Raw genomic sequence first — 22,782 nt, forward strand, 5'->3', positions numbered from 1 at the left:
ACGTCAGGACAGCAGCTGGCGGATCTCGTCGAAGATCAGCTCGATGTCGCGGGTGCCGTTGACGTGCTTGAGCAGACCGTGGCGATCGTAGTACTCGATCAGCGGCCGGGTCTGCTCCTCGTAGACCTTGAGGCGATTGACCACGGTTTCCTCGTTGTCGTCCGCGCGGTGGATCAGATCGCCGCCGCACAGGTCGCACACGCCTTCCTTCTGTGGCGGGAAGGTATGGGTGTTGAAGACCGCGCCGCAGTCCCCGCAGGACACGCGGCCGGTCAGGCGCTGCTTGAGCTCCTCGAACGGTACGTCGATCTGGATCGCGCGATCCAGCGGCGACTCGATGTCGGCCAGCATGCTGTCCAGCGCCTCGGCCTGGGCGACATTGCGCGGGAAGCCGTCGAGGATGAAGCCCTTCTGCGCATCGGGTTCCTGCAGGCGATCGCGGATCAGGCCCAGGACCAGATCATCCGGGACCAGATTGCCGGATTCCATCGCGTTCTCGACCTGCTTGCCGAGTTCGGTCCGGGCCGCGACCGCGGCGCGCAGCAGGTCGCCGGTGGAGATCTGGGGGATGCCGAAGGTGGCGACCATCTTCTTGGCCTGGGTGCCCTTGCCGGACCCCGGTGCGCCCATCAGGACGATACGCATAGCTGACTCCTGCCGGGTGCCGTACCGGACCGCAGGACTAGCCGGGAACGGGACGGCACGGTGATTGCGGTGGTGAAACGGGCAGCCGGCCCGGGGCGAGGGCGGGCCGCAAACCGTTTCCCGAGCGCGGTCTTATACCGCCTGAGGCCGATGCGCCGCAACCGCGCGCGGCCGTTCGAGTCTCCCTGATGCGACTGTTGATGGGTGCCCTTGCGGGGTGTCTCCCCTGTATAATCCCCCGCTCTTCAAAGCAATCGGAAACTACTCAAGCATGGACCTCAACCAGATCGAAGCCGGCAAGGATCTCCCCAACGACATCAACGTGGTCATCGAGATCCCCACCCAGGGTCAGCCCGTGAAGTACGAGATGGACAAGGACAGCGGGGCTCTGGTGGTTGATCGCTTTATGGCGGTCGCGATGTTCTATCCGTGCAACTACGGATTCATCCCGAACACGGAGTCGGAAGACAACGACCCGGTGGACGTGCTGGTGATCACCCCGGTGCCGCTGCTGCCGGGCTCGGTTGTGCGCTCGCGCCCGATCGGCATGCTGAAGATGACCGACGAGGCCGGGGTGGACGCGAAGATCCTGGCGGTGCCGGTGGACAAGCTGTGCACGCAGTCCGCGCGGTTCCAGAGCCCGGACGACGTGCCGAAGGAGCTCCTGGACTCGATCAAGCACTTCTTCGAACGCTACAAGGAGCTGGAGAAGGGCAAGTGGGTCAAGGTGGAAGGCTGGGTTGGCGCCGACGAAGCCAAGGCGGAGATTGTTGCCAGCTACAAGCGTTACCAGAAGAGCAAGATCTGACGCCGCGCCCCGCTGCATGCAGCGGTCGGTCAGCGCCGCGCCGTCCCGCAGGGTCGGTGCGGCGTTTGCGTGCGCGGGCCACGGACCTGGTCGTGACGCCGTGACCCGCTGAGATGGCCGAGCGCGATGCCTACGGCGAGGAACAGCAGGACCGCGAGCGCTTTGTCGTGCGCATCCTGCTGGCACTGGTCATCCTGGCCGCCATCCTGCTGGCGCTGGGCTGGCGGCTCTCGGGGCTGCAAGTCGGCGCGCACTCGCATTTCACCACTCTCTCCGAGAACAACCGGTTACGGGTCGAGCCGATCGCTCCCACCCGGGGCGTGATTCGCGACCGCAATGGCATCCTGCTGGCGGGCAACCGCGCGTCCTATCAGTTGGAGGTCACGGTCGAGCAGGCCGGGGATCTCGACGCTCTGCTGGCGCGGCTGCGCGGCTACGTGGAGCTGAGCGAGGCCGATATCGAGCGCTTCCGCCGGGGGGTCCAGCAGCGGCGCCCGTTCCAGCCGGTGCTGTTGAAGGCCGGGCTGGATGACGAGACTGTGGCCCGTATCGCGGTCTCGCGCCACGAGCTGCCGGGGGTCGAGATTGAGGCCCGTCCGCTGCGTTTCTATCCCCTAGGTTCCGAATTCTCGCACGCGGTCGGTTATGTCGGGCGCATCAACCAGCAGGATCTGCGCCGGGTGGACGGGCGGGCCTATGCCGGGACCTCGCATATCGGCAAGAGCGGGGTCGAACGCTACTACGAGGAGTTGCTGCACGGCCGGCCAGGCTATCGCCAGGTGGAGGTGAACGCCCAGGGGCGGGTGATCCGCGAGCTGTCGGTGACCCCGCCGCAGCCGGGCACGGACCTGACCCTGACCCTGGATGTGAACCTGCAGCAGGCGGCCTACCGGGCGCTGGCCGGGCGGGATGGCGCGATCGTGGCCATCGATCCGAATAACGGCGAGGTGCTGGCGCTGGTCAGCGCCCCCGGTTTTGATCCCGAGGCCTTTGTCCACGGAATCTCGCAGGCCGATTTCGCCGCGGTGCGCGATGACAAGCGCCGGCCGCTGTTCAACCGTGCCCTGAGCGGGCAGTACCCGCCGGGCTCGACGGTCAAGCCGCTGGTCGCGCTGGCGGCCCTGGACGAAGACGTCACGACCGCCGAGCGCGAGATGTTCGCACGCGGGTACTACCAGCTCCCGGGGCATGAACGGCGCTATCGTGACTGGCGCCGCGAGGGCCATGGCCGGGTGGACATGTCGCGCGCGATCGCGGTGTCCTCGGATGTCTACTTCTACGATCTGGCCCACACCATGGGCATCGATCGCATGGTGCCCATTCTTGGCGCCTTCGGGATCGGTCAGCGCACCGGGATCGATTCCACCGGCGAGCGAGCGGGGATCCTGCCCAGCCGCGACTGGAAGCGGGCCACCCACAACGAGGTATGGTTCCCGGGGGAGACCCTGATCACCGCGATCGGCCAGGGGTACATGCTGTCCACGCCCCTGCAGATGGCCGATTTCACCGCGGCGCTGGCCACGCGCGGTGTGCGCTATCAGCCGCACCTGCTGCGCGCCATGGACAACGGGACCGGGGAGCCGGAGTATCCGCTACCGGTGACGCGCGAGCCGGTGGTCGTGGACGACCAGCACTGGGATGCGATCCACGGCTCGCTGGTGGAGGCGGTGCATGCCCGCCACGGGACCGCCTGGGGCAGCGTGGGCAGTACCCGCCCGGCCTACACCATTGCCGGCAAGACCGGCACTTCGCAGGTGTTCAGCCTCGGCGAGGATGAAGAGTACGACGAAGAGGAGCTGGCCCGGCGTCTGTGGGACCACGCCCTGTTCGTGGGCTATGCCCCGGCGGAGGATCCGCAGATCGCGGTGGCGGTCCTGGTCGAGCACGGAGGGTCCGGCGGCCGGGTGGCCGCGCCCGTGGCGCGTGAAGTGATGGACGCCTATCTGCTGGACGGGGCGGGAATGACCCTAGGGGAACACTGATGAATTTATTCATCAGTGTTCCCCTGGAGGAGGACGAATGATCAGCGTAACCGGCCGCGAGATGTCCGTCAGCCAGTGGGTGCTGCGCAGCCTGCGCCTGGACAGTGTGCTGCTGGTCCTGCTGTCGATCCTGCTGCTGCTCGGGCTGGCCGTTCTGTTCAGCGCCTCCGGGCAAAGCGTGGTGGTCGTGGAACGGCAACTGATGCGTATCGGCCTGGGCGTGGCCGCGATGCTGCTGGTCGCACAGGTATCACTGCACGGTCTGCGCGCGATCTCCCCGTGGCTGTTCGCGGCGGGCATCCTGCTGTTGCTGGCGGTGATGTGGGTCGGGGACGTCGGCAAGGGGGCCCAGCGCTGGCTGGATCTCGGTTTCATGCGTTTCCAGCCCTCGGAGATCATGAAGCTTGCCGTGCCGATGATGGTCGCGTGGTATCTCTCGCTGCGCAGTGGGCGGCCGCGTTTTCGCGATCTCCTCGTGACCGGCGTGCTGATCCTGGTGCCGGTGTATCTGATCATGCAGCAGCCGGACCTGGGGACCTCGATGCTGGTGGCGGCCGCCGGCGTACTGGTGGTCTTTCTCGCGGGGCTGGGCTGGCGCTGGTTCGTCGGCCTGGGCGTCGTGGTGGCGGCCGCCGTGCCCATCCTGTGGTCGCAGATGCTGGATTACCAGCGCCAGCGGGTACTCACGCTGTTCAACCCGGAATCCGATCCGCTGGGGGCCGGCTATCACATCATCCAGTCGAAGATCGCGATCGGGTCCGGGGGGTTGTACGGCAAGGGCTGGCTCAACGGGACCCAGTCGCAACTGGAGTTCCTTCCGGAGCGCTCCACCGACTTTATTTTTGCGGTCTACGCCGAGGAATTCGGCTTTATTGGTGTCGCGCTCTTGCTGCTGCTGTATTTTGCGATTGTCGCCCGCGGGCTGTGGATCGCCGCGCTGGCGCAGGACCGCTATGCCCGGCTGCTGGGCGGGAGTATCAGCCTGACCTTCGCGGTCTATATGGTGGTCAATATCGGCATGGTGACCGGCCTGTTGCCGGTGGTCGGTGTGCCGCTGCCCCTGGTCAGTTACGGGGGAACGTCGCTGGTGACCCTGATGGTCGCCTTCGGTATTCTCATGAGCATAGCCTCCCAGAAACGCCTGGTGAATCGATGACCCTGACCCTGCGCCCCGTGTGGGCCCGTCTTGCCCGCCCACTCCTGATGCCGGTCGGGCTGACCCTGATCCTGGCGTTTGCCTCCCTTCCGGCCGCAGCGGCGAGCGAATTCCGCGCCGGTGACCCGCCGTATCTCGAGCGCGACGAGGTCCAGGCCTTCATCGACGAGCAGGTGGAGGCTGGCCGTGACCGCGAGGCCCTGGAGGCGATGTTCGCGGCGGCCGATCCGCAACAGCGCATCCTTGATCTGATCTCCAGCCCCGCCGAGGCCAGGCCGTGGAAGGATTACCGCCCGATTTTCATCACCGATGAGCGCATCGAGCGTGGGCGCGAGTTCATGCAGGAGCATGAGCGCTGGCTCCAGCGCGCCGCGGACCGCTTTGACGTCGAACCGAAGATCATTGCCGCCATCATCGGGGTCGAGACCTACTACGGCCGCAACACCGGTGGTTTCCGCGTGTTCGATGCTCTGGTGACTCTGGGCTTCGACTATCCGCCCCGGTCCGACTTCTTCCGCCGCGAGCTGGGCGAGTTCCTGACGCTGGTGGATGAAGAGGGCCTCGACCCGCGCGAGACCCGCGGCTCCTACGCCGGGGCCATGGGGCGTGGCCAGTTCATCTCGTCCAGCTATCGCCACTACGCGGTGGATTTCGATGGCTCCGGCCAGCGTGACCTGCTGAACTCCTGGCCGGATGCGATCGGGTCGGTGGCCAACTATTTCCGCGCGCACCACTGGAACTACGGCGAGCCGGTGGTGGCCAGGGCCCGGGTCGAGGGCGATGCCCACGAGGCGCTGATCAGCCGCAACTATCAGGCGCGCTTTGACCTCGAAGAACTGGCCGCACACGGGATCTACCCCGACGAGGCCGTGGACGAGGACGGCCAGTACTCGTTCATCCGCCTCGAGGGCGAGGATGGCTACGAGTACTATCTCGGGTATCCGAACTTCTACGTGATTACCCGCTACAACCGGAGCCCGCTGTATGCGATGGCCGTCCACCAGCTGGCCGAGGCGCTGGCCGAGTAAACCGCGCCGCGCGGGCGTCGGCGGGGCCGCGCTGGCGGCCTTGCTGGCGCTGGTCCTGGCGGGCTGTTCGTCCACCCCCGACCACAAGGCCGACCCGGACCGCCCGCTGGGCGATGCCGCGTATGACAGCTACCCCGATCCTGCGGATGTGCCGCAGGATCTGGCGCTGATTCCGGAACCGGAGCCGCGTGACGAGCCGCCCAGCCGCTATGGCAATCCGTCCGAGTACGAGGTGTTCGGTCAGCGCTATCGCACGCTCAAGACCAGTGACGGCTTCGAGGAAGAGGGGTACGCGTCCTGGTATGGAACCGAGTTCCACGGACGGCGCACTTCCAGCGGCGAGCCCTACGACATGTACGCGATGACCGCGGCGCACAAGTCCCTGCCGCTGCCGAGCTTCGTCGAGGTCACCAACCTGGAAAACGGCAAACAGGTGATCGTACGGGTGAATGATCGCGGCCCGTTCGTGGACGGACGCATCATCGATCTCTCCTACGCCGCCGCCCATCGCATCGACATGACCGATGCCGGGGTCGCGCGCGTGCGCATCCGGGCGGTGGGGCCGGGCGACACGACGCCGGCCCGGGTGGCAGAGGCACCGGAGCCCGAGCCGCTCGAGGTGGCCGCCGCAGCTCAGCCGGACATCGCGCCCGAACCGCAGGACGCAGCGCCGGCCGCGGCCGGCGCCAATGGCGAGGCGGCGGGGCCCGGGCGTTTCGTCCAGGTCGGGGCGTTCGCCGAGCGCCATTCGGCCGAGCAGGTGCGCGAGGATCTGCGCGCGCTCGGCCTGGAGCCGGTGCGGATCTCCAGCGTCGAACGGGACAACGGGGCGCAACTGCACCGCGTGCGCATCGGCCCGCTGGCCGATGGCGACGCGGTCCGCACGATTACCGATCGCCTGCAGGGCGCGGCGCACGTGGACTACCGCGTAGTGACCGACGCGCCGTAAGCCCTCGTCCCCGGTATTTCCGGCCCGTACCGGGCCCCAATTCTGCTATCGTATTTCGGTCCTTCAGGAGGCCCTTCGCAATCATGAATTCGTCCGTCCGCACCCCGTTTCTGCCGCTGTTGGCGGCCTGCCTGCCGGTGATGCTGGCGCTCCTGCTGGCGCTGGTTCCGGCGCAGGCGCAGGAGTCGGAGCTGCCCGTGGCCGGCGCCGGCGCGAACGTGCCCGGTGGCATCCCGCGGCCGCCCTCGGACGTGACGGCGGCGAGCTATGCGCTGATGGACTTCGACTCCGGCCTGATGCTCGCCAGCCGCGATCCGCTGGTGGAGCGCGAGCCGGCCAGCCTGACCAAGCTGATGACGGCCTACGTGGTGTTTGGCGAAATCACCGATGGCCGCATGGCGCTGGACGACCAGGTTACGGTCAGCGAGCGTGCCTGGCGGACCGGTATGCGCGGGGCATCGCGCATGTTCATCGAGGTCGGCGAGGAGGTTGTGGTCGAGGATCTGCTGCGCGGGATGATCATCCAGTCCGGCAACGATGCCTCCACCGCGCTGGCCGAGCATGTTGCCGGTTCGGAGGGGGCGTTTGTCGACATGATGAACGCCCAGGCGCGCGAGCTGGGGATGCGCCAGTCCTACTTCGCCAACCCGCACGGACTGCCCTCCGACGAGTCGCAGTACACCACCGCCCAGGACATGGCATTGCTCGCCCGGGCGCTGATCCGCGACTTCCCGGATCTCTACGGCTACTACAGCGAACGTTCCTTCGAGTACAACGACATCTCGCAGAGCAACCGCAATATGCTGCTGTGGCGCGATGCCGGATTCGACGGCCTGAAGACCGGCTGGACCTCGAACGCGGGCTACAACCTGGTTTCGTCCGCCAAGCGTAACGACCGCCGGTTGGTGGCCGTGGTCATGGGGATCGAGGCGTCGGATCATCAGCAGGGCGGTACTCGCCGCGCCAACGAGTCCCAGGCGCTGGTGAACTGGGGGATGCGCTTCACCGCGACCCGCAAGCTGTTCGAGGGCGGGCACGAACTGGGGACCCCGCGGGTCTATCGCGGGGCGCAGACCGAAGTGGCCGTGGGCCTGGCGGAGGACTTCTGGGTCATGGTCCCGCCGGGGCGCGAGGACGATCTGGACGCCTCGATGGAGGTCAACCAGCCGCTGGAGGCCCCGCTGGCCGCGGGCGATCCGGTGGGCGAAGTCGTGGTGCGTCTGAACGGCGAGGTCCTCCGGACCCAGCCGCTGGTTGCGTTGCAGCCGGTGGAACAGGGCGGTCTGATCCGCCGCCTGTGGGATGGTGCGGCCCTGGGCATTCAGTCGGCCTGGCCATTCTGAGCCGTGTTTCGCCCGTGAGCATTGCCTATTACAACGGGGATTACCTGCCGCTGGACCAGGTGCGGATCTCGCCGCTGGACCGGGGCTTCCTGTTCGGAGACTCGGTATACGAGGTGATCCCCAGCTACTCCGGCGAGTTCTTCCTGCTCTCCGAGCACCTGGAGCGCCTGGCGCGATCCCTGGCGGCGATCCGCATCCGCAACCCGTTTGACCGCGAGGGGTGGCGTGCGCTTCTGATGGACTTGCTGGCGCGCAATGCCGACCCTGCGACGCCCGATCTCGGGGTCTACCTTCAGGTGACCCGTGGCGTGGCCCCGCGCGACCATGCCTTCCCGGTGGATGCGCAACCCACCGTCCTGGCGATGGTCAGCCCGATCCGGCCCCTCCCGGAGACCATCCGCGTGGACGGCGTGGCCGCCGTGACGGCCGAGGACCGCCGCTGGGGCCACTGCGATATCAAGGCCACCACCCTGCTGGCCAATGTGCTGAACCGCCAGGAGGCCACCGAGCGGGGTGCCGTCGAGGCCGTGTTGTTGCGGGACGGGCAGTTGACCGAAGGCGCGGCCAGCAATGTCATCGTGGTCCTGGACGGGCGGGTGATCACCCCGCCGCTGGATGCCTCGGTACTGCCGGGTGTCACCCGCTCGCGGGTGCTCGACCTGGCGCGCGAGCTGGGCTACCCGGTGGAGGAGCGCGGGGTCAGCGCCGACGAGCTGCCCCGGGCCGGGGAGATTTGGCTCACCAGCTCGACCCGCGAGATCCTGCCGGTTACGCGGCTGGATGATCGCACCGTGGGCACGGGGCGCCCCGGACCGGTCTGGCAGGCCGTGCACGCCGCCTACCAGGCGGCCAAGCCCGGGGCGCCGGTGAGCGAACCCCTGCAGTCCGGAGGTGCCGCATGAGCGACGACCGCGAGACCCTGATCGAGTTTCCCTGCCGATTCCCGGTGAAGGTGATGGGCGACGCCCACCCGGAGCTGATGGAGGCAGTCGAGGGCTGTGTCGCTGAGCATCTGGATGCCGGGGACGCAGTGATCGAGCAGCGCGCCTCGCGCGCCGGCCGCTTCGTCGGCATCACCATCACCTTTACCGCGACCAGCCAGGAACAGCTGGACGCCTTCTACCGTTCCCTGGGTCGTTGCGACCGGGTGCGCATGATCCTGTGACCGACGTGCTCCCGCCCGGGCCGGTGGTCCGCCTGCTGGGTATGCAGCCCTACGTCCCGGTCTGGCAGGCGATGCAGCTCCAGGCGCGGGAACGCGATGCAGCCCGGCCGGATGCGTTCTGGTGCGTCGAGCATCCGCCCGTCTTTACCCAGGGCCGCAATGGCCGCCGCGAGCACCTGCTGGACCCCGGCGCGACGCCGGTGGTGGCGATCGATCGCGGCGGGCAGGTGACCTGGCATGGCCCCGGGCAACTGGTCATCTACACGCTGGTGGACCTGCCGCGACTGGGGATCGGGGTGCGGCGCCTGGTCGCGGGCCTGGAGCAGGCGGTGATCGATACGCTGGCGCAATGGGGGATCCATGCGCAGCGTCGGGAGAACGCGCCGGGGGTGTATATCGATGGGGCCAAGATTGCGGCGCTGGGCCTGCGCATCCGGCATGGGCGCAGCATCCACGGGCTGGCGCTGAACATTGCCCCGGATCTGGCGCCGTTCCAGCGGATGAATCCCTGTGGCTATCCGGGGCTCGCGGCGACCTCCATGCAGCAGCTGCTCGGTCCACTGGACGCCACCAGGTTCCGGGAGCAGTTGCTTGCCCACCTCACCGCGCAGCTGTTTCCCGCTGAGGTTGCGCGCATCCGGCATGAACCTGCGTTGCCGCCCGAGTTGGTCCGCGTGCTTGCGCTGGGACGTTGTCCCACGCCCTGAGGCTTCCCCCTGGTTCGACCTCGAGTGTTTTCGGTGGCGCTGTCCGGCCGCCTGCCAAGATGTGGCTGGGCCTGGTTCGTCCTCTGGTGTTTACGGTGCCTCCGGTCCACGTACTGCCGTGCGCTGACTCGCCAGCGCGCCGCGAGGTACTTCTTTGCTCGTGCAAAGAAGTACCCAAGAAACACGCCCGACTGCCGCGACCCCGGCCCGCTGTGCGGGCCGGGGTTTCCCTCGCTCCGAGGGTTTTCGCGGGCGGCGCTGAACTCGCTGCGCCTGCGGCTCCGCTCAGACATCCAGCGCCTTTTCTCCCGCGAAAACCCTCTCCGCTCGGCGCGACGACAACGGGGGGCTCAAGGTCAAGACAACGGCTGTCCCGACGGTCTTGCCAGTGGATGAAGGCTAGGTCTTCGCACATCTTGGGCACGCTCGGCCTTCGGCCATAGCGTGCCGCGCCCGCGGTGCGGGCGCCGGGGGGTTCAGGCGGCAGGGCCGTTGTCGTGTCGTGGCGTTGGGATGCCTTCTGTTTTGACCTTCCCCTCCCGTATGGAGCCCCTTGCGGAAGGGTCCTCGGGCCGGAAGAAGGCGCTGGATGTCTGAGCGAAGCGCAGCGTAGCGAGTTCAGCGCCGCCGGCCCGAGGGCCCTGGAGCAAGGTTCCCGGGCGAAATCCGGGTGCCCTTCTTTGGGTCCTTTCTTGGGCAAGCAAGAAAGGACCTCGCGGCGCGCTGGCGAGTCAGCGCTCGGCAGTACGTGGACCGAAGGCACGTAAACACCGGAGGACGAACCAGGCCCAGCCACATCATGGCAGGCGGCCGGACGAAGCCATCGCAATCACCGGGGCTCGAAGCGCCAGCGCCAGCCTCGGGGCACGGGATGATGGCCCAGAGGCTGGAGACGGCAGGGCGGGTCAGGCGGTTTCGAGGCCCTGGGCCTGGAGGTCGGCGTGGTAGGAGGAGCGCACCATCGGGCCGCTGGCCACCTGCTTGAAGCCCATCTCGCGGGCACGTTCGCCCAGCTCGTCGAACTCCTCCGGCGACAGGAAGCGCGTCACCGGCAGATGGTGGCGCGACGGCTGCAGGTACTGGCCCAGGGTCAGCATGTCGCAGCCATGCTCGCGCAGGTCCTGCAGGACCTCCAGCAACTCCTCGCGGGTCTCGCCCAGCCCCAGCATCAGGCCGGACTTGGTCGGCACGCCGGGGTGCTGCTCGCGGAACTGCCGGAGCAGGTCCAGCGACCAGGCATAGTCGGCGCCGGGGCGCGCCTCGCGGTACAGGCGCGGAACGGTCTCCAGGTTGTGGTTGAAGACGTCCGGCGGGGCCTGGTGCATGATCTCCAGCGCCCGGTCCATGCGCCCGCGGAAGTCCGGCACCAGGATCTCGATCCGGGTGTTCGGGTTGAGGCTGCGCACCTCGCGGATGCAGTCCACGAAGTGCCCGGCCCCGCCGTCGCGCAGGTCGTCGCGGTCCACCGAGGTAATCACCACGTAGTTGAGGCCCAGCGCCTGGATGGTCTCGGCCAGATGGCGCGGCTCGTCGGCATCCAGTGCCTCCGGGCGGCCGTGGGCCACATCGCAGAACGGGCAGCGACGGGTGCAGATGTCGCCCATGATCATGAAGGTGGCAGTGCCGTGGGCGAAGCATTCGCCCAGGTTGGGGCAACTGGCCTCTTCGCAGACGGTGTGCAGCTTCTGTTCGCGCAGGATGCCCTTGATGCGCTGCACCTCGGGGCGGGCCTGACTCTGGGCGCGAATCCACTTGGGCTTGCGCTGCGGGCGCTCGGTGGGATTGATCTTGACCGGGATGCGCGCGACTTTGTCGGCGGCGCGCTGTTTCTCTCCGGGCTGGGGGCGGGTGCGTGTGTCCATGGACCTTCCCTGAATCTCTCGGGCGGCCGGTGTGTGGGCGGCCGACGTGGGGCGACTGGGCGGTACCGGGTCAGGCAACCTGACGAATCAGTTCCTCGACCTCCTGCCGCGCGGTCTCGATCGCGGGCAGGCTGCCATCCTCGTCGAGGATGAAGCCGAGCCGTTCCACGGCCCGCAGATCGGCGAGCGGGATGCGGTCGGCAAGCGGGTCGTCCTCGGCATCTCGCGGGCACGCGGCGCGTGCGATCCGCACGATGTCCGTCAGGACAGGGGCCTCGGGGTTCTCCGGGCCGCCGGAATCGCGAATGGCGTCAATGATATCGGATGACAGATCCCATTGCTGGGCAACCAGTTCGCCGATCAGGCCTTCGAGACGAAACAACACCCGTTCGACCTCTTCCGGCGTTCGGTCAGGGTGGGTGCGGGCGACCTCGGCGATCACTGGAAGGGCGCCCACCCGGTGCAGCAGACCCGCCAGCAGGGCGGTCTGCGGATCGACTGCCTCGCACTGGTCGGCGAGCACGCAGCTGATGGCCGCGATGCGCGCGGAGCGGCGCCACAGGCGTTCGAGGAGGTCGTGGTAGGGGCTGTCGCGATGGATGAAGACCTGGTGCATGGCCAGGGCCATCACCAGTTGGCGGGTGCGTTCGAGCCCCAGCCGGGCCACGGCATCCTGCAGGCGTGACACCTCGCGGCGGCTGCCCATGGCCGGGCTGTTGGCCACGCTCAACAGGCGCCCCGCCACGCTCGGATCTTCCTCGATGATGCGGGTGGCCTCGGCAATGGAGACGTCCGGATCTTTCAGGGCCTGCTGCAGGTGCAGCGCCACCTCGGGGAGCTGGGGCAGGGCCAGCTCGCCCGAGTAGGCATGCGTGTAGATGCTGCCGAACAGCTCGCCCTCGAGGTCGGACAGCTCGATCTCGCTGACCTCGACGCTGTCCTGCCCGCCGCCGTCGACCAGGGTCTCGTAGACCTTGCGGTCCAGCATCGCCAGGGTGGCGCGGGTCGCGGCGATCGCATGGCTGTGATAGTCGTGGGGTTCGAACAGCGGGTTGAGGGCCTCGCTGGAGTCCCCGTTGAGCATGACCGAGTTGCGCCCGCTGGCCAGGATCATCCGCCCCTCCAGCAGGAAGATCATGCTGCGGAATTCGTCGCGCGCATGCAGCTTGAACCCCGGATCCACCGTCATGGTGCGGGCATGCTGCAACAGCTTGTCGCGGGCGCGCTCGCTCAGTTCGGCGAACGGGCGCAGCTGTGGAAGGCGTTTTTCGATCACGGGGGTTCAGACGTTGAACATCGCGCGGAGTTCGGCCAGGTCCTCGGCGCGTTCCTCGAGGAACGCGATCGGTTCCCCCGGCGCCGGTGGCTCGATCCCGAGGACGCCGAAGGCGGCGACCTCGGCCGCATCGGGCACGGTTTCGCCCTCGGCGCGTCGGGCGGCCCATTCCGCGACCAGCGCGATGCTGGCGTAATCCGGTTCGCCGGCGCGATAGCCCCAGTCCCCGGCATGCTCCGCGACCGTGACCAGGTCGCCCCCGAGGTCCCAGTAGTTGATCACCAGGACACCGGCGAGGTTGCGCAGGCGCCGGACCAGCGACTGCACGCGCTCGGTGTCGGGGTGGTCCTCGCGCAGCTCCACGAACTGGATGATCGGGACCGCGCCGATCCCGGCGACCAGCCCGGCCAGCAGGCCGCGTTCGCGGTCCAGCAGCTTGAGCGAATCCGCGATCAGGTAGCTGTAGGCGGATTGCAGGGCGCCATGCTTCCAGCTGGCTTCCATGGCGTCGCGGGTGGAGGCGTGCTTGGCCTTGAACGCCTGGCGCAGCGCCATGTTCATCGCCAGCATGCGGGTGTTGCGAAAGCCGAGGCGATTGACCGCGTCCCGCACGGACTGGATCTGCTTGGCGGCGCGGAACAGCGGGCTGTTGGTCGCGTGCAGCAACGCCCCGGCGATGGTGCCGTCACGCTGGATGACCTCGGTCAGCTTGTCGAGGTCGGCGTCCGGGTCGTTGGTCAGTTCCTGAATACGCAGTGCGATCTCCGGCATGGTCGGCAACTCCAGCCGGTTGCTGGTAATCAGGTCGTAGAGCTCGCCGAAGAAAGCGCCTTCGGTATCGTCCAGGTCGGTGTCATGCACGACCAGCGAAGCGCTGTGGGCCTTTTCGAGGGCCGCGGTCGGGATCTCCAGCATCTGGCAGGTCTTCTCGGTGATCAGGAAGTCCTGCTGGCCGATGTTCTGGTCGAACATCTGCAGCGGGCTGTCGGGGTCGGCCGCATCCAGGGTGATACGCGCCGGGTTGCCGCCGCTGACGCGGACCAGTTGGCCGCTTACCAGGAACAGGTAGCGGTCCTCGACCTCCTGCGGGCGCAGGCGCCGACCGGCGTCCAGCTCCCGTGCCAGGCAGGCCGAGGCGAGTTCGCTGCGGGCCTGGTCCGACAGGCCGGAGGTGAGGTCCAGGTCCTGAAGCAGGGTGTCGATGCTGGTGCTATCCATGGGGCGGTTCCCGGTCCGTGCTGTGCCAATCCATTCCCGCGTCGCGACGCCGCAGGAAGGGCAGCGGGGCGGGCGCGCGTGCGCGATCTAGTCAATGGACGCCAGTGTAGCATCCGATCCCGCCACAGGAACCGCCGCCGCGGCCCCGCGGCAGGCGAAGCGCGGCCGGTCGTCGTGGTCGATCAGGTCGTGGGATTGCAGGAAGCGGCGCGCGTCGGCGGCATCCTCGCGAAACCATGCGGTGGTGCTGCCCAGGCGGAAGCTGTAGCCCCAGGTGTCCATGTCCCGCATCAGCCGCTCGCGGCCGACGCCGGGCAGCTCGTCGGCCAGCAGGATCTGCAGGTAGCAGACACCGCATTCCTCGAGGTCGTCGCCGCCGGCATTGGTGTGCAGGGTGGCACGCCGCGTGGCGTCCATGCAGATCACGTGTCCGGCCTCGTGCAGGGCCGAGTGGATCGGGGTGTCGGGGCGCACGTGGACCTCCAGGCCGATAATCCCGGCCTCGGGTTCGCCCCACCAGGTGCCGGGCAGCGGGGCCCGGGCCGGGTGTGTCACCAGACGCAGGCCGTAGCGCGCCAGCAGGTCCGCGAGGGCCTCCCGCAGGCCGGGGTCGCCGCAGGTCTGGATCGCGGAGGGGCTCATGCGTCTGGCCGACCGGGCAGGGCGCTGCTGTGCTTGCGGCTGCGCCGGGGGCACTCCTCGGGATGCTCGCGGCACCAGGCGTCGACGCGCTCGGCGAGGTCATCCTGAAAGCACAGCAGGTAGAACCGGGCCTGTTCGCGGTTGACGATGGCCGGGCGTCCCAGGGTGTCGACTACCCCGGTGCGCAGGGCCGCGATGATCGCGTTGGCGGCCTTCTTCTGTGGCCAGGTGGTGATCTGCTCCCAGGCCTCGGGGGTGAAGTACAGGCGCAGCAGGTCGGGGCGGGTGGTCAGCAGCATGCGCGTGACGTTGCGCAGCGTGGTCTCCGCCTCGCCCCAGTCCTGGACCAGTCCGCCTTCCAGCAGGCGCTCGATCTCCTCGCGGCCCTTGGGTGACAGCATGGGCGGATGCGGTACGCCTCAGGCGTCCGGTGCGTCCTCCGGCGTGAAGGCGCGGATGGACAGCGCGTGCACCTCGCCGGAGTCGATCTGATCGCGCACGGTGGCGTAGACGGTCTGGTGCTTCTTGACCGCGTTCATGCCGGCGAACTGCGGGCTGACGACCAGGGCCTCGAATTTGCCCTCGCCCCCGGTGACCTCGACCTTCTGGGCCTCCGGCAGGCCGGCGCGGATGAGTTCGGCCACTTGGCTGGCTTCCATGATGAGTCCCCTTGCGTGCGTGTGATGAGTGCGAATGTCAGCCGCGGATGATAGCCGGGCGTCTGGCCCGACATGAAGTGCCCCCACACGCGGAACTCCAACCCGGAGTGGGGTTCCCATCGGAACACCTGCATGGAAAGTCGGGGTGGTTTGGTCCGAACCGAACCGGCTCGCTAGCATCAGGCCATCATTGACCGGCCCGTCGGGCCACGGAGGCAAAGACCATGATCTTCAAGCAACTGTTCGAGGACGAGTCGTCCACCTATACCTATCTGCTGAGCTGCCCGGATACCGGGAAGACGGCCCTGATCGACCCGGTCATCGAGACCGTCGACCGCGATCTGCGCGTGCTGCAGGAGATGGGCCTGAGTCTCGACTACGTGATCGAGACCCATATCCATGCCGATCACATCACCGGTGCGCGGATGCTGCGCGAGAAGACCGGCTGCAAGCTGGGCGGTCCGGCGATGGACGAACTGCCCTGCCGGGATTTCGGCCTGCGCGAGGGTGAGCCCTTCCAGGTGGGCAACCTGGTGATCAACCCGCTGTACACCCCGGGTCACACGGATGCGCACCATGCCTATCTGATGGATCACGTCGGCCTGAAGATGCTGTTCTCCGGTGATGCCCTGCTGATCGAAGCCTGCGGCCGCACGGACTTTCAGTCGGGGGATGCCAAGACCCTGTACCACTCGATCCAGGACAAGTTCTTCACCCTGCCGGACGAGACCCTGGTGTACCCCGCGCACGACTACGAGGAGCGCCAGATCACCACCATTGGTCAGGAGAAGATGCGCAACCCGCGCCTGGGCAAGGGCAAGCCGGAGGCCGAGTTCGTGAAGATCATGGACGAGATGGACCTGCCGTACCCGAAGAAGATCGACTGGGCGCTGCCCGGCAACGAGGGCTGCGGCATCTGTCCGGACAACCTGCCGGACGAGAAGAAGCGCCTCTGCGAGACCGATCAGCAGGGTTAGTCCGATCCCTTCCGGTGGCCCCGCCAGGAGCCACCGGTTCCGAATGTTCATCCGGTGGGCGGTTTTTACCGCCTGCCGGACCCCGTACACTCCCGCGATGACCGACCACACACCCGCTGACGCGCCGGGCTCGCTCGCGTCGCCGAACCCGCTGGAACGTCTGCGCGCGATCATGGCGCGGTTGCGCGATCCCGGGGCCGGTTGTGCCTGGGACCGGGCGCAGACTGCGGGCAGTATCGTCCCGTTCACCCTGGAAGAGGCCTATGAGCTGGCCGACGTGATCGCCCGCGACCAGGGCGCGGAGGCCGACACCCGGGAGCTGCGTGACGAGCTGGGGGACCTGCTGTTCCAGGTGGTCTTCCAGGCGCGTGTCGCCGAGGAGGCCGGTCGCTTCGATCTGGATGATGTCGCCCGCGCGATTGGCGACAAGCTGGTGCGCCGGCATCCGCACGTGTTCGCCGATGCCGAGCACGGCTCGGATGCCGAGCGCGAGGCCGCCTGGGAGGCGGACAAGGCGCGCGAGCGTGCGGCGCGCGCCCAGACCAGCGCGATGGACGATATCCCGCTGGCGTTGCCGGCCCTGTCGCGCGCGGTGAAGAGTCAGCGCCGCGCCGCGCGCCTGGGTTTCGACTGGGACGACCCGGCCCCGGTGGTCGCCAAGATTCACGAGGAGCTGGCCGAGGTGCAGGCGGCGGTGGACCAGGGCGAGCCGCCGGCGCGCATCGCCGAGGAGGTCGGCGACGTGTTGTTCGCGGTCAGCAACTGGGCGCGGCATCTGGGGGTGGACCCGGAGGGCGCGCTGCGCGGCAGCACGCGCAAGTTCGAGGCCCGTTTCCGCCAGATGGAGGCGCTGGCCGCGGCCAGCGGCGAGACCCTGGCCGGGCTCGATTTCGATCGCCAGGAGACCCTTTACCAGGAGGCGCGGCGTCTTGAACGCGCGACCCGGGACACATTCGATACCAAGGACCCGACATGACCGAAGCCGTTGAGCTGCCCGACCACTTTCTGCCCGCCCGGATCGAGACCATCGAGCAGGTTACCCCGCTGATCAAGGTATTCACCCTGGCGGCGGACCCGCAGCGGTTTTCCAGCAAGGCCGGCCAGTGGCTGGACCTGGTGATCCCGCAGGCGGAGGGCAAGCCCTTCGTCGGGGGGTACTCGGTGGTTTCCGCGCCGCGCGCGGACGGGCGACTGCAGCTGGCCATCAAGTACGCGGATCATCATGCGGCGACCCATTACCTGCACACGGAGGCCGGCGAGGGCGACACGGTGTACATCACGCCGGGGCAGGGCAGCTTCTTCTTCGAGCCCGGCATGGCGCAGAACGTGGTGCTGCTGGGGGCGGGCATCGGGGTCACGCCCCTGTTCGGCATCCTGCGCGCGATCCATGCCGGGATGCCGGACGTCTATGCCCACCTGGTCTACAGCGTGGCCCACCAGGACGAGGTGCTGTTCCCGCAGGAGCTGGAGGCAATGGCCGCGGCACCGAACATCGACGTCAGCCTGACGGTCACGCGCGAGGCGGAGGACTGGCTGGGGCATACCGGCCGCATCAGTCATGCGTTGCTGGAGTCGCTGGACCTGCCGCGCGATGCGCTGTTCTATTTCTGCGGGTCGCGCGAGTTCATCGAGGACATGGCCACCCTGCTGGCGGAATGGGGCATCCCCGAGGCCCAGCTGAAATACGAGAAGTGGTGGTAGTGCGCCAGGCGGCGGTCTGAATTGGTCATTGCGAGTCGCCGCAGGCGACGAAGCACAAAAGCAGCGAAGCTGCGTTGAACGGCCGCAGGCCGGCCCGAAGGGCGAGCGGAGCGAGTAATCTCCCAACGCTGGCAGTGCGCTGGGGTCAGGTGGCTGAGCACATCGATTGCCACGTCGCCTGTGGCGACTCGCAATGACGGGGTGGCTTACGGGCGGCGGGTGTCGCCCGGGCGCAGGGCGTTGTCCGGCGCCAGGATGGTCGGCTGACCGTCAAGGGCCGGATCGGTGTCGGGGTAGTCGCGGATATAGTGCAGGCCGCGGCTCTCCTGGCGCGACAGCGCGCTCTTCACGATGATCTCGGCGACCATGGCCAGGTTGCGCAGCTCCAGCAGGTCCGGGGAGATGCGGAAGTGGCTGTAGTACTCGTGGATCTCCTCCTGCAGGATGCGGATGCGCCGCTCGGCGCGGTGCAGCCGTTCGCGGGCGCGCACGATGCCCACGTAGTCCCACATCAGGCGGCGCAGTTCGTCCCAGTCGTGGGCCACCACCACCTCTTCCTGTGACTCGGTGACCCGGGACTCGTCCCAGGCCGGTGGGACCGGGAGCTGCTCGGGGGCGGGCAGATCGGTCTGCGAAAGGATGTGATCGGCCGCGGCACGGGCGTAGACCAGGCACTCCAGCAGCGAGTTGCTGGCCATGCGGTTGGCCCCGTGCAGCCCCGTGTAGGACACCTCACCGGCGGCGTACAGCCCGGGCAGGTCGGTCTGACCGAAGTGGTTCACCATCACGCCGCCACAGGTGTAGTGGGCGGCCGGGACAACCGGCAGCGATTCCCGGGTCATGTCGAAGCCGAATTCCAGGCAGTGCTCGTAGATCGTGGGGAAATGCTCGCGAATGAACTCGGCCGGCTTGTGGCTGATGTCGAGGTTCACGTGGTCGATGCCGAGGCGTTTCATCTCGTGATCGACCGCGCGGGCGACGATATCCCGCGGGGCCAGTTCCGCGCGCTCGTCGAAGCGCGGCATGAAGCGCTCGCCGTCGGGCAGGAGCAGCACCCCGCCCTCGCCGCGCACCGCCTCGGAGATCAGGAACGACTTCGCCTTCGGGTGGAACAGGCAGGTCGGGTGGAACTGCATGAACTCCATGTTCGCGATGCGACAGCCGGCGCGCCAGGCCATGGCGATGCCGTCGCCGGTCGCGCCGTCCGGGTTGGAGCTGTACAGATAGACCTTGCTGGCCCCGCCGGTGGCCAGGATCACGGTCGGCGCCAGCAGGGTCTCCACCTCGCGGGTCTTCGCGTCCTGCACATAGGCGCCGATCACTCGGCGGCTGCCATCCACCGGCTGGGTGATCAGGTCCACCGCCACATGGCGTTCGAAGACCTCGATGCTGCCCTGGCCCGAGGCGTTGCGCACCAGTGCCTCCTCGATCGCGCGGCCGGTGGCATCGGCGGCATGCGCCACGCGGCGCGCGCTGTGCCCGCCCTCGCGGGTGAGGTGCAGGCGGCTGCGGCCTTCCAGGGGTTCCCGGGTGAACGGCACGCCCAGGTTGAGCAGCCAGTGGATGGCCTCGGGGCCCGCCGCCACGGTGCGGCGCACGGCGTCCGGGTCGCACAGGCCGGCACCGGCGTCCAGGGTGTCCTGGATATGGGCGTCAAAGGAGTCGGTGCGGTCGAGTACTGCGGAGATGCCGCCCTGGGCATAGCGGGTGGAACCCTCGTCGACCGGACCCTTGCTGATCACGGTGACGCGTCGATGCGGGGCCAGATGCAGGGCCGCGGAGAGCCCCGCCGCGCCGCTTCCGATCACGAGGACGTCCGCCAGGCGCGGTTGTTGTACTGTCCCCATGGGTCAGGTAACGTGCTGCGCTTGTTGCCAGAGCAAAATGTGGCCCTTGCGCAACAGTGTTGTGCGCAAAGCGAACTTAATGCGAGTCAGGCGGTCCATGCACCATAGATTACCGGAGACCGGTGTGCTGGCGGGAGTCCCCGCATGAGCGAGAAGGCTTCCGACGAGGCCCTGGTCAAGCGAGTTCAGAACGGCGACAAGGCGGCTTTCGACATCCTGGTGCTGAAGTATCAGCACAAGATCGTCAACCTGGTCGGGCGCTATGTCCATGACCATGCGGCGGCCCTGGATGTGTCCCAGGAGGCCTTTATCAAGGCCTACAAAGGGCTGGCGAACTTTCGCGGCGAGAGTGCGTTCTATACGTGGCTCTACCGCATCGCCATCAACACGGCCAAGAACCACCTTGTCTCCCAGGGACGGCGTCGGCCCGAGGCCGAGGTCGATGCGCAGGACGCGGAACAGATGGGCGGTGACTCCGCCCTGAAGGACAGTGCAACCCCGGAGGGGGAGCTGTTGTCCGAAGAGATTGAAGGGGCGGTGCGTAGCACCATCGAGGAATTGCCCGACGACCTTCGGATGGCCATCACGCTGCGCGAGATCGAGGGACTGAGTTACGAGGAGATCGCGCAGACGATGGGATGCCCGATCGGCACGGTCCGCTCGCGCATCTTCCGGGCCCGCGAGGCCATCGACCGGACCTTGCGTCCGTTGCTAGACAACAACTGAACGAGTAGCGCCATGAAAGAACAAGTCTCCAAGAACGAACGTCTGTCGGCTCTGGTGGACGGAGAAACGGATGACTTCGAGACGCGTCGCCTGATGGACGAACTGGTGCGGTCCGAGGAGGATCGGGCCCGCTGGGAACGCTATCACCTGATCGGCGACAGTCTGCGCGGGGGGATGCGTCGCACCGCACCCGCGAGCTTCATGGACGGCGTCCAGGCGGCCCTGGCCGAAGAGGCCCCGCTGTCGGTCGCGCGCAAGCCGGATCAGCCGCGCTGGCTGAAGCCGGTGGCCGGTACTGGCGTCGCCGCCGCGGTCGCGATGGTCACCCTGGTCGGGATGCAGATGATCGGCCCCGACTCCGGTGCGCCGGAGGCGACGCCGGTCGCCAGCGAGGGCACGCCGGCGCAGCTGGTCGACGGTATCCAGCGGGTCAGCACCACGGGTTCCGAGGCGCCGGCCACCGAGCCGGAAGGCCTGGATCCGCGCTTTGCCCGATACCTCGAAAACCATGCGGAACTGATGGGGCCGGGGTCCACCGCCCTGGGTCGTGTTCGCTTTTCGGTGAGTGACGAGTAACGCGTGATGCGCCGCAGCCTCGCGTACGCCCTGGTTGCCGCTACCGCGCTTTGTTGTCTGCCTTTGCCGGTCCTGGCGGGGGAGGCGTCCCCCGCCGACTGGTTGCAGCGTATGACCGGCAGTCTGCACTCGGAGAGTTACCAGGGGACCTTCGTGCTCCAGCGCGACGACCGGCTGGACGCCATCCGCGTGGTACATGCCGCCGAGAACGGTGGCTACCGTGAACGTCTGGAGACCCTGACCGGCGCCCCGCGCGAGATCCTGCGTTCGGTCGACCGGCTGAGTGCCCTGAAGGGTGCCCGGGCGGCGGCGGGTGAGCCCCCGCACGGACCGGCCGGTGCGCCGGTGTTCCTGCTTGAGCGCCACGATCACTATGAACTGAAGGACATGGGCGCGGACCGCGTGGCCGGTCTCGACTGCCGCATGATCCTGGCGCGGGCGCGCGATACCTTGCGCTACAGTCATCGCTACTGCCTGCACACGGAGACCGCGCTCCCGCTGCTGAGCGAGCTGTACGACGGGCATGGCCATCTGCTGGAACGTCTCGCGTTCACCAGTCTCGAGCGCCTGGAGGAGGTCGCCGAGGGTGCTCTCGAGCCCACGCAGGAAGACGCGGAGCGGGTCGAAGTGCGGGCCGATCGTGGCCACAAAAAGCCCGAATGGGACGAACAGACGGGCATGGACGGCTGGCACTTCGATGCGCTGCCGGACGGTTTTACCGCGATCGCCGCGACCGAACGTCCGGTCGGGGATGGCGAGGCCCGTCTGCGCCACTTCGTGCTGAGCGACGGCCTTGCCTCGGTTTCGGTGTATATCGAAAAGACCAGTGGCGAGCGAATGTTCGAGGGGACGACCCGCGCGGGCGCCACGCACGGCGCGGCCCGCTCGATTGCCGGGCACCAGGTAACCGCGGTGGGCGACGTCCCGCGGGCCACGGTTCAGGGTGTGCTGGATGCGATCGTGTACCACTCCGGTGAATGATTCCTCGCGGGGCGCAGCATGAGTGAATGGATCCGCGAACAGGGCATTGTGCTGTCGGTGGAGGGCTATGCGGCGCGCGTGCGCATCGAGCGCCAGTCGACCTGCGGCAGTTGTTCGGCCCGTTCGGGCTGCGGCAGCGGGGTGCTCTCCGAGGTTCTCGGCCGCAAGGCGGTGGAGGTGACCGTCGGGCATCCTGGAACGCTGCAGCCCGGGGATACCGTGACCCTGGGGATCCGTGACCAGGCCCTGGTCTCAGGGGCCCTTGCAATGTACCTGCTGCCACTGGCCGGGCTGGTGGCGGCGCCCGGCCTGATGATGCTGGTCGCGCCCGGGCTGGGCGAGGGAATACACCTGCTCGCCGGCGCCCTGGGCTTTGCCGCGGGCCTGTATGCGGTACGCGTCTGGCTGCGCCGTCGGGCGCCGGATCTGGCGCCGGTGCTGCTGGAGCGTCATCCGGCCTCGGGCGTGCATGGCTCCGCCGGCTCCGTGCTCACGCCGCGACCCTGAGGGTCTGTGTGCGCCCGCGGGAACTTG

24 protein-coding genes are annotated in these 22,782 nt (G+C 67.9%); 16 read left to right on the plus strand and 8 right to left on the minus strand.

Annotated features, from left to right (window positions below):
- Positions 1-3: 3 nt before the first annotated feature.
- A complete protein-coding gene (locus D105_RS0109940; RefSeq protein ID WP_018877100.1) occupies positions 4-645 on the minus strand; it encodes an adenylate kinase in 642 nt (213 codons plus the stop codon).
- Positions 646-916: 271 nt separating this feature from the next.
- Here D105_RS0109940 and ppa point away from each other — a divergent pair, with 271 nt between their 5' ends.
- The 9 genes from ppa to lipB all read left to right on the plus strand — a co-directional run bounded on the left by ppa (position 917) and on the right by lipB (position 9,783).
- Positions 917-1,453, plus strand: a complete 537-nt coding sequence (gene ppa / locus D105_RS0109945; RefSeq protein WP_018867199.1) for an inorganic diphosphatase — start codon at positions 917-919, stop codon at positions 1,451-1,453.
- Between the two features lie 113 nt (positions 1,454-1,566).
- Positions 1,567-3,435 carry a penicillin-binding protein 2 gene (mrdA, locus tag D105_RS0109950; protein ID WP_018878302.1) on the plus strand — a complete coding sequence of 623 codons (1,869 nt, stop codon included), beginning with the start codon at positions 1,567-1,569 and terminating at the stop codon, positions 3,433-3,435.
- Between the two features lie 37 nt (positions 3,436-3,472).
- On the plus strand, positions 3,473-4,591 hold the full coding sequence (gene rodA, locus D105_RS0109955; protein WP_018878303.1) for a rod shape-determining protein RodA: 1,119 nt from the start codon (positions 3,473-3,475) through the stop codon (positions 4,589-4,591).
- A complete protein-coding gene (gene mltB, locus D105_RS0109960; protein ID WP_018878304.1) occupies positions 4,588-5,619 on the plus strand; it encodes a lytic murein transglycosylase B in 1,032 nt (343 codons plus the stop codon). Before rodA ends, mltB begins: the two co-directional genes overlap by 4 nt.
- Positions 5,576-6,568 carry a septal ring lytic transglycosylase RlpA family protein gene (locus D105_RS0109965; protein WP_018878305.1) on the plus strand — a complete coding sequence of 331 codons (993 nt, stop codon included), beginning with the start codon at positions 5,576-5,578 and terminating at the stop codon, positions 6,566-6,568. The genes mltB and D105_RS0109965 overlap by 44 nt, the downstream gene beginning before the upstream one ends.
- Before the next feature lie 83 nt (positions 6,569-6,651).
- On the plus strand, positions 6,652-7,911 hold the full coding sequence (locus D105_RS0109970) for a D-alanyl-D-alanine carboxypeptidase family protein (protein ID WP_018878306.1): 1,260 nt from the start codon (positions 6,652-6,654) through the stop codon (positions 7,909-7,911).
- Positions 7,912-7,925: 14 nt separating this feature from the next.
- Entirely contained in the window at positions 7,926-8,813 is an 888-nt protein-coding gene (locus D105_RS0109975; protein WP_018878307.1) for a D-amino acid aminotransferase, read from the plus strand.
- Positions 8,810-9,076 carry a YbeD family protein gene (locus D105_RS0109980; protein ID WP_018877094.1) on the plus strand — a complete coding sequence of 89 codons (267 nt, stop codon included), beginning with the start codon at positions 8,810-8,812 and terminating at the stop codon, positions 9,074-9,076. Before D105_RS0109975 ends, D105_RS0109980 begins: the two co-directional genes overlap by 4 nt.
- Complete coding sequence (gene lipB / locus D105_RS0109985; protein ID WP_018878308.1) at positions 9,073-9,783, plus strand: lipoyl(octanoyl) transferase LipB; 711 nt, start codon at positions 9,073-9,075, stop codon at positions 9,781-9,783. Before D105_RS0109980 ends, lipB begins: the two co-directional genes overlap by 4 nt.
- 905 nt (positions 9,784-10,688) lie before the next feature.
- Here lipB and lipA read toward each other — a convergent pair.
- The 6 genes from lipA to D105_RS0110015 form a co-directional block, all read right to left on the minus strand.
- On the minus strand, positions 10,689-11,645 hold the full coding sequence (gene lipA / locus D105_RS0109990) for a lipoyl synthase (RefSeq protein WP_018877067.1): 957 nt from the start codon (positions 11,643-11,645) through the stop codon (positions 10,689-10,691).
- A 70-nt stretch (positions 11,646-11,715) separates the two neighbouring features.
- Entirely contained in the window at positions 11,716-12,921 is a 1,206-nt protein-coding gene (locus D105_RS0109995) for an HDOD domain-containing protein (RefSeq protein ID WP_018867209.1), read from the minus strand.
- A gap of 6 nt (positions 12,922-12,927) precedes the next feature.
- Positions 12,928-14,139, minus strand: coding sequence for an HDOD domain-containing protein (locus D105_RS0110000; RefSeq protein WP_018878309.1), 1,212 nt, complete (start codon positions 14,137-14,139; stop codon positions 12,928-12,930).
- Between the two features lie 87 nt (positions 14,140-14,226).
- A complete protein-coding gene (locus tag D105_RS0110005; protein WP_018878310.1) occupies positions 14,227-14,781 on the minus strand; it encodes a hypothetical protein in 555 nt (184 codons plus the stop codon).
- The gene (locus D105_RS0110010) at positions 14,778-15,182 is read right to left on the minus strand and encodes a hypothetical protein (protein WP_018877071.1); all 405 of its coding nucleotides are present in this window, start codon (positions 15,180-15,182) and stop codon (positions 14,778-14,780) included. Before D105_RS0110010 ends, D105_RS0110005 begins: the two co-directional genes overlap by 4 nt.
- A gap of 18 nt (positions 15,183-15,200) precedes the next feature.
- Positions 15,201-15,440, minus strand: a complete 240-nt coding sequence (locus D105_RS0110015; protein ID WP_018867213.1) for a BolA family protein — start codon at positions 15,438-15,440, stop codon at positions 15,201-15,203.
- A gap of 224 nt (positions 15,441-15,664) precedes the next feature.
- Here D105_RS0110015 and D105_RS0110020 point away from each other — a divergent pair, with 224 nt between their 5' ends.
- Genes D105_RS0110020 through D105_RS0110030 form a run of 3 tightly spaced genes read left to right on the plus strand, consistent with a single transcriptional unit; the run spans position 15,665 to position 18,118 of the window.
- Positions 15,665-16,417 carry an MBL fold metallo-hydrolase gene (locus D105_RS0110020; protein WP_018867214.1) on the plus strand — a complete coding sequence of 251 codons (753 nt, stop codon included), beginning with the start codon at positions 15,665-15,667 and terminating at the stop codon, positions 16,415-16,417.
- Between the two features lie 43 nt (positions 16,418-16,460).
- The gene (gene mazG, locus D105_RS0110025; RefSeq protein ID WP_018878311.1) at positions 16,461-17,393 is read left to right on the plus strand and encodes a nucleoside triphosphate pyrophosphohydrolase; all 933 of its coding nucleotides are present in this window, start codon (positions 16,461-16,463) and stop codon (positions 17,391-17,393) included.
- Positions 17,390-18,118, plus strand: coding sequence for a ferredoxin--NADP reductase (locus D105_RS0110030; protein WP_018867216.1), 729 nt, complete (start codon positions 17,390-17,392; stop codon positions 18,116-18,118). Before mazG ends, D105_RS0110030 begins: the two co-directional genes overlap by 4 nt.
- 206 nt (positions 18,119-18,324) lie before the next feature.
- Here the strand turns inward: D105_RS0110030 and nadB are convergent, their stop codons facing one another.
- Entirely contained in the window at positions 18,325-19,965 is a 1,641-nt protein-coding gene (gene nadB, locus D105_RS0110035; RefSeq protein WP_018878312.1) for an L-aspartate oxidase, read from the minus strand.
- Positions 19,966-20,109: 144 nt separating this feature from the next.
- Here nadB and rpoE point away from each other — a divergent pair, with 144 nt between their 5' ends.
- Genes rpoE through D105_RS0110055 form a run of 4 tightly spaced genes read left to right on the plus strand, consistent with a single transcriptional unit; the run spans position 20,110 to position 22,755 of the window.
- Positions 20,110-20,691: an RNA polymerase sigma factor RpoE gene (rpoE, locus tag D105_RS0110040; RefSeq protein ID WP_018867218.1), complete on the plus strand. Its 582-nt coding sequence runs from the start codon at positions 20,110-20,112 to the stop codon at positions 20,689-20,691.
- Between the two features lie 12 nt (positions 20,692-20,703).
- Positions 20,704-21,267 carry a sigma-E factor negative regulatory protein gene (locus D105_RS0110045; protein WP_018878313.1) on the plus strand — a complete coding sequence of 188 codons (564 nt, stop codon included), beginning with the start codon at positions 20,704-20,706 and terminating at the stop codon, positions 21,265-21,267.
- A 6-nt stretch (positions 21,268-21,273) separates the two neighbouring features.
- A complete protein-coding gene (locus D105_RS0110050; RefSeq protein WP_081619298.1) occupies positions 21,274-22,248 on the plus strand; it encodes a MucB/RseB C-terminal domain-containing protein in 975 nt (324 codons plus the stop codon).
- 18 nt (positions 22,249-22,266) lie between these two features.
- Complete coding sequence (locus tag D105_RS0110055) at positions 22,267-22,755, plus strand: SoxR reducing system RseC family protein (RefSeq protein ID WP_018878315.1); 489 nt, start codon at positions 22,267-22,269, stop codon at positions 22,753-22,755.
- Positions 22,756-22,782: the final 27 nt, after the last annotated feature.

Origin of the sequence: Thioalkalivibrio sp. ALE28 (assembly GCF_000377425.1) — a bacterium.
In the GTDB taxonomy this organism is placed as follows: Bacteria; Pseudomonadota; Gammaproteobacteria; order Ectothiorhodospirales; family Ectothiorhodospiraceae; genus Thioalkalivibrio.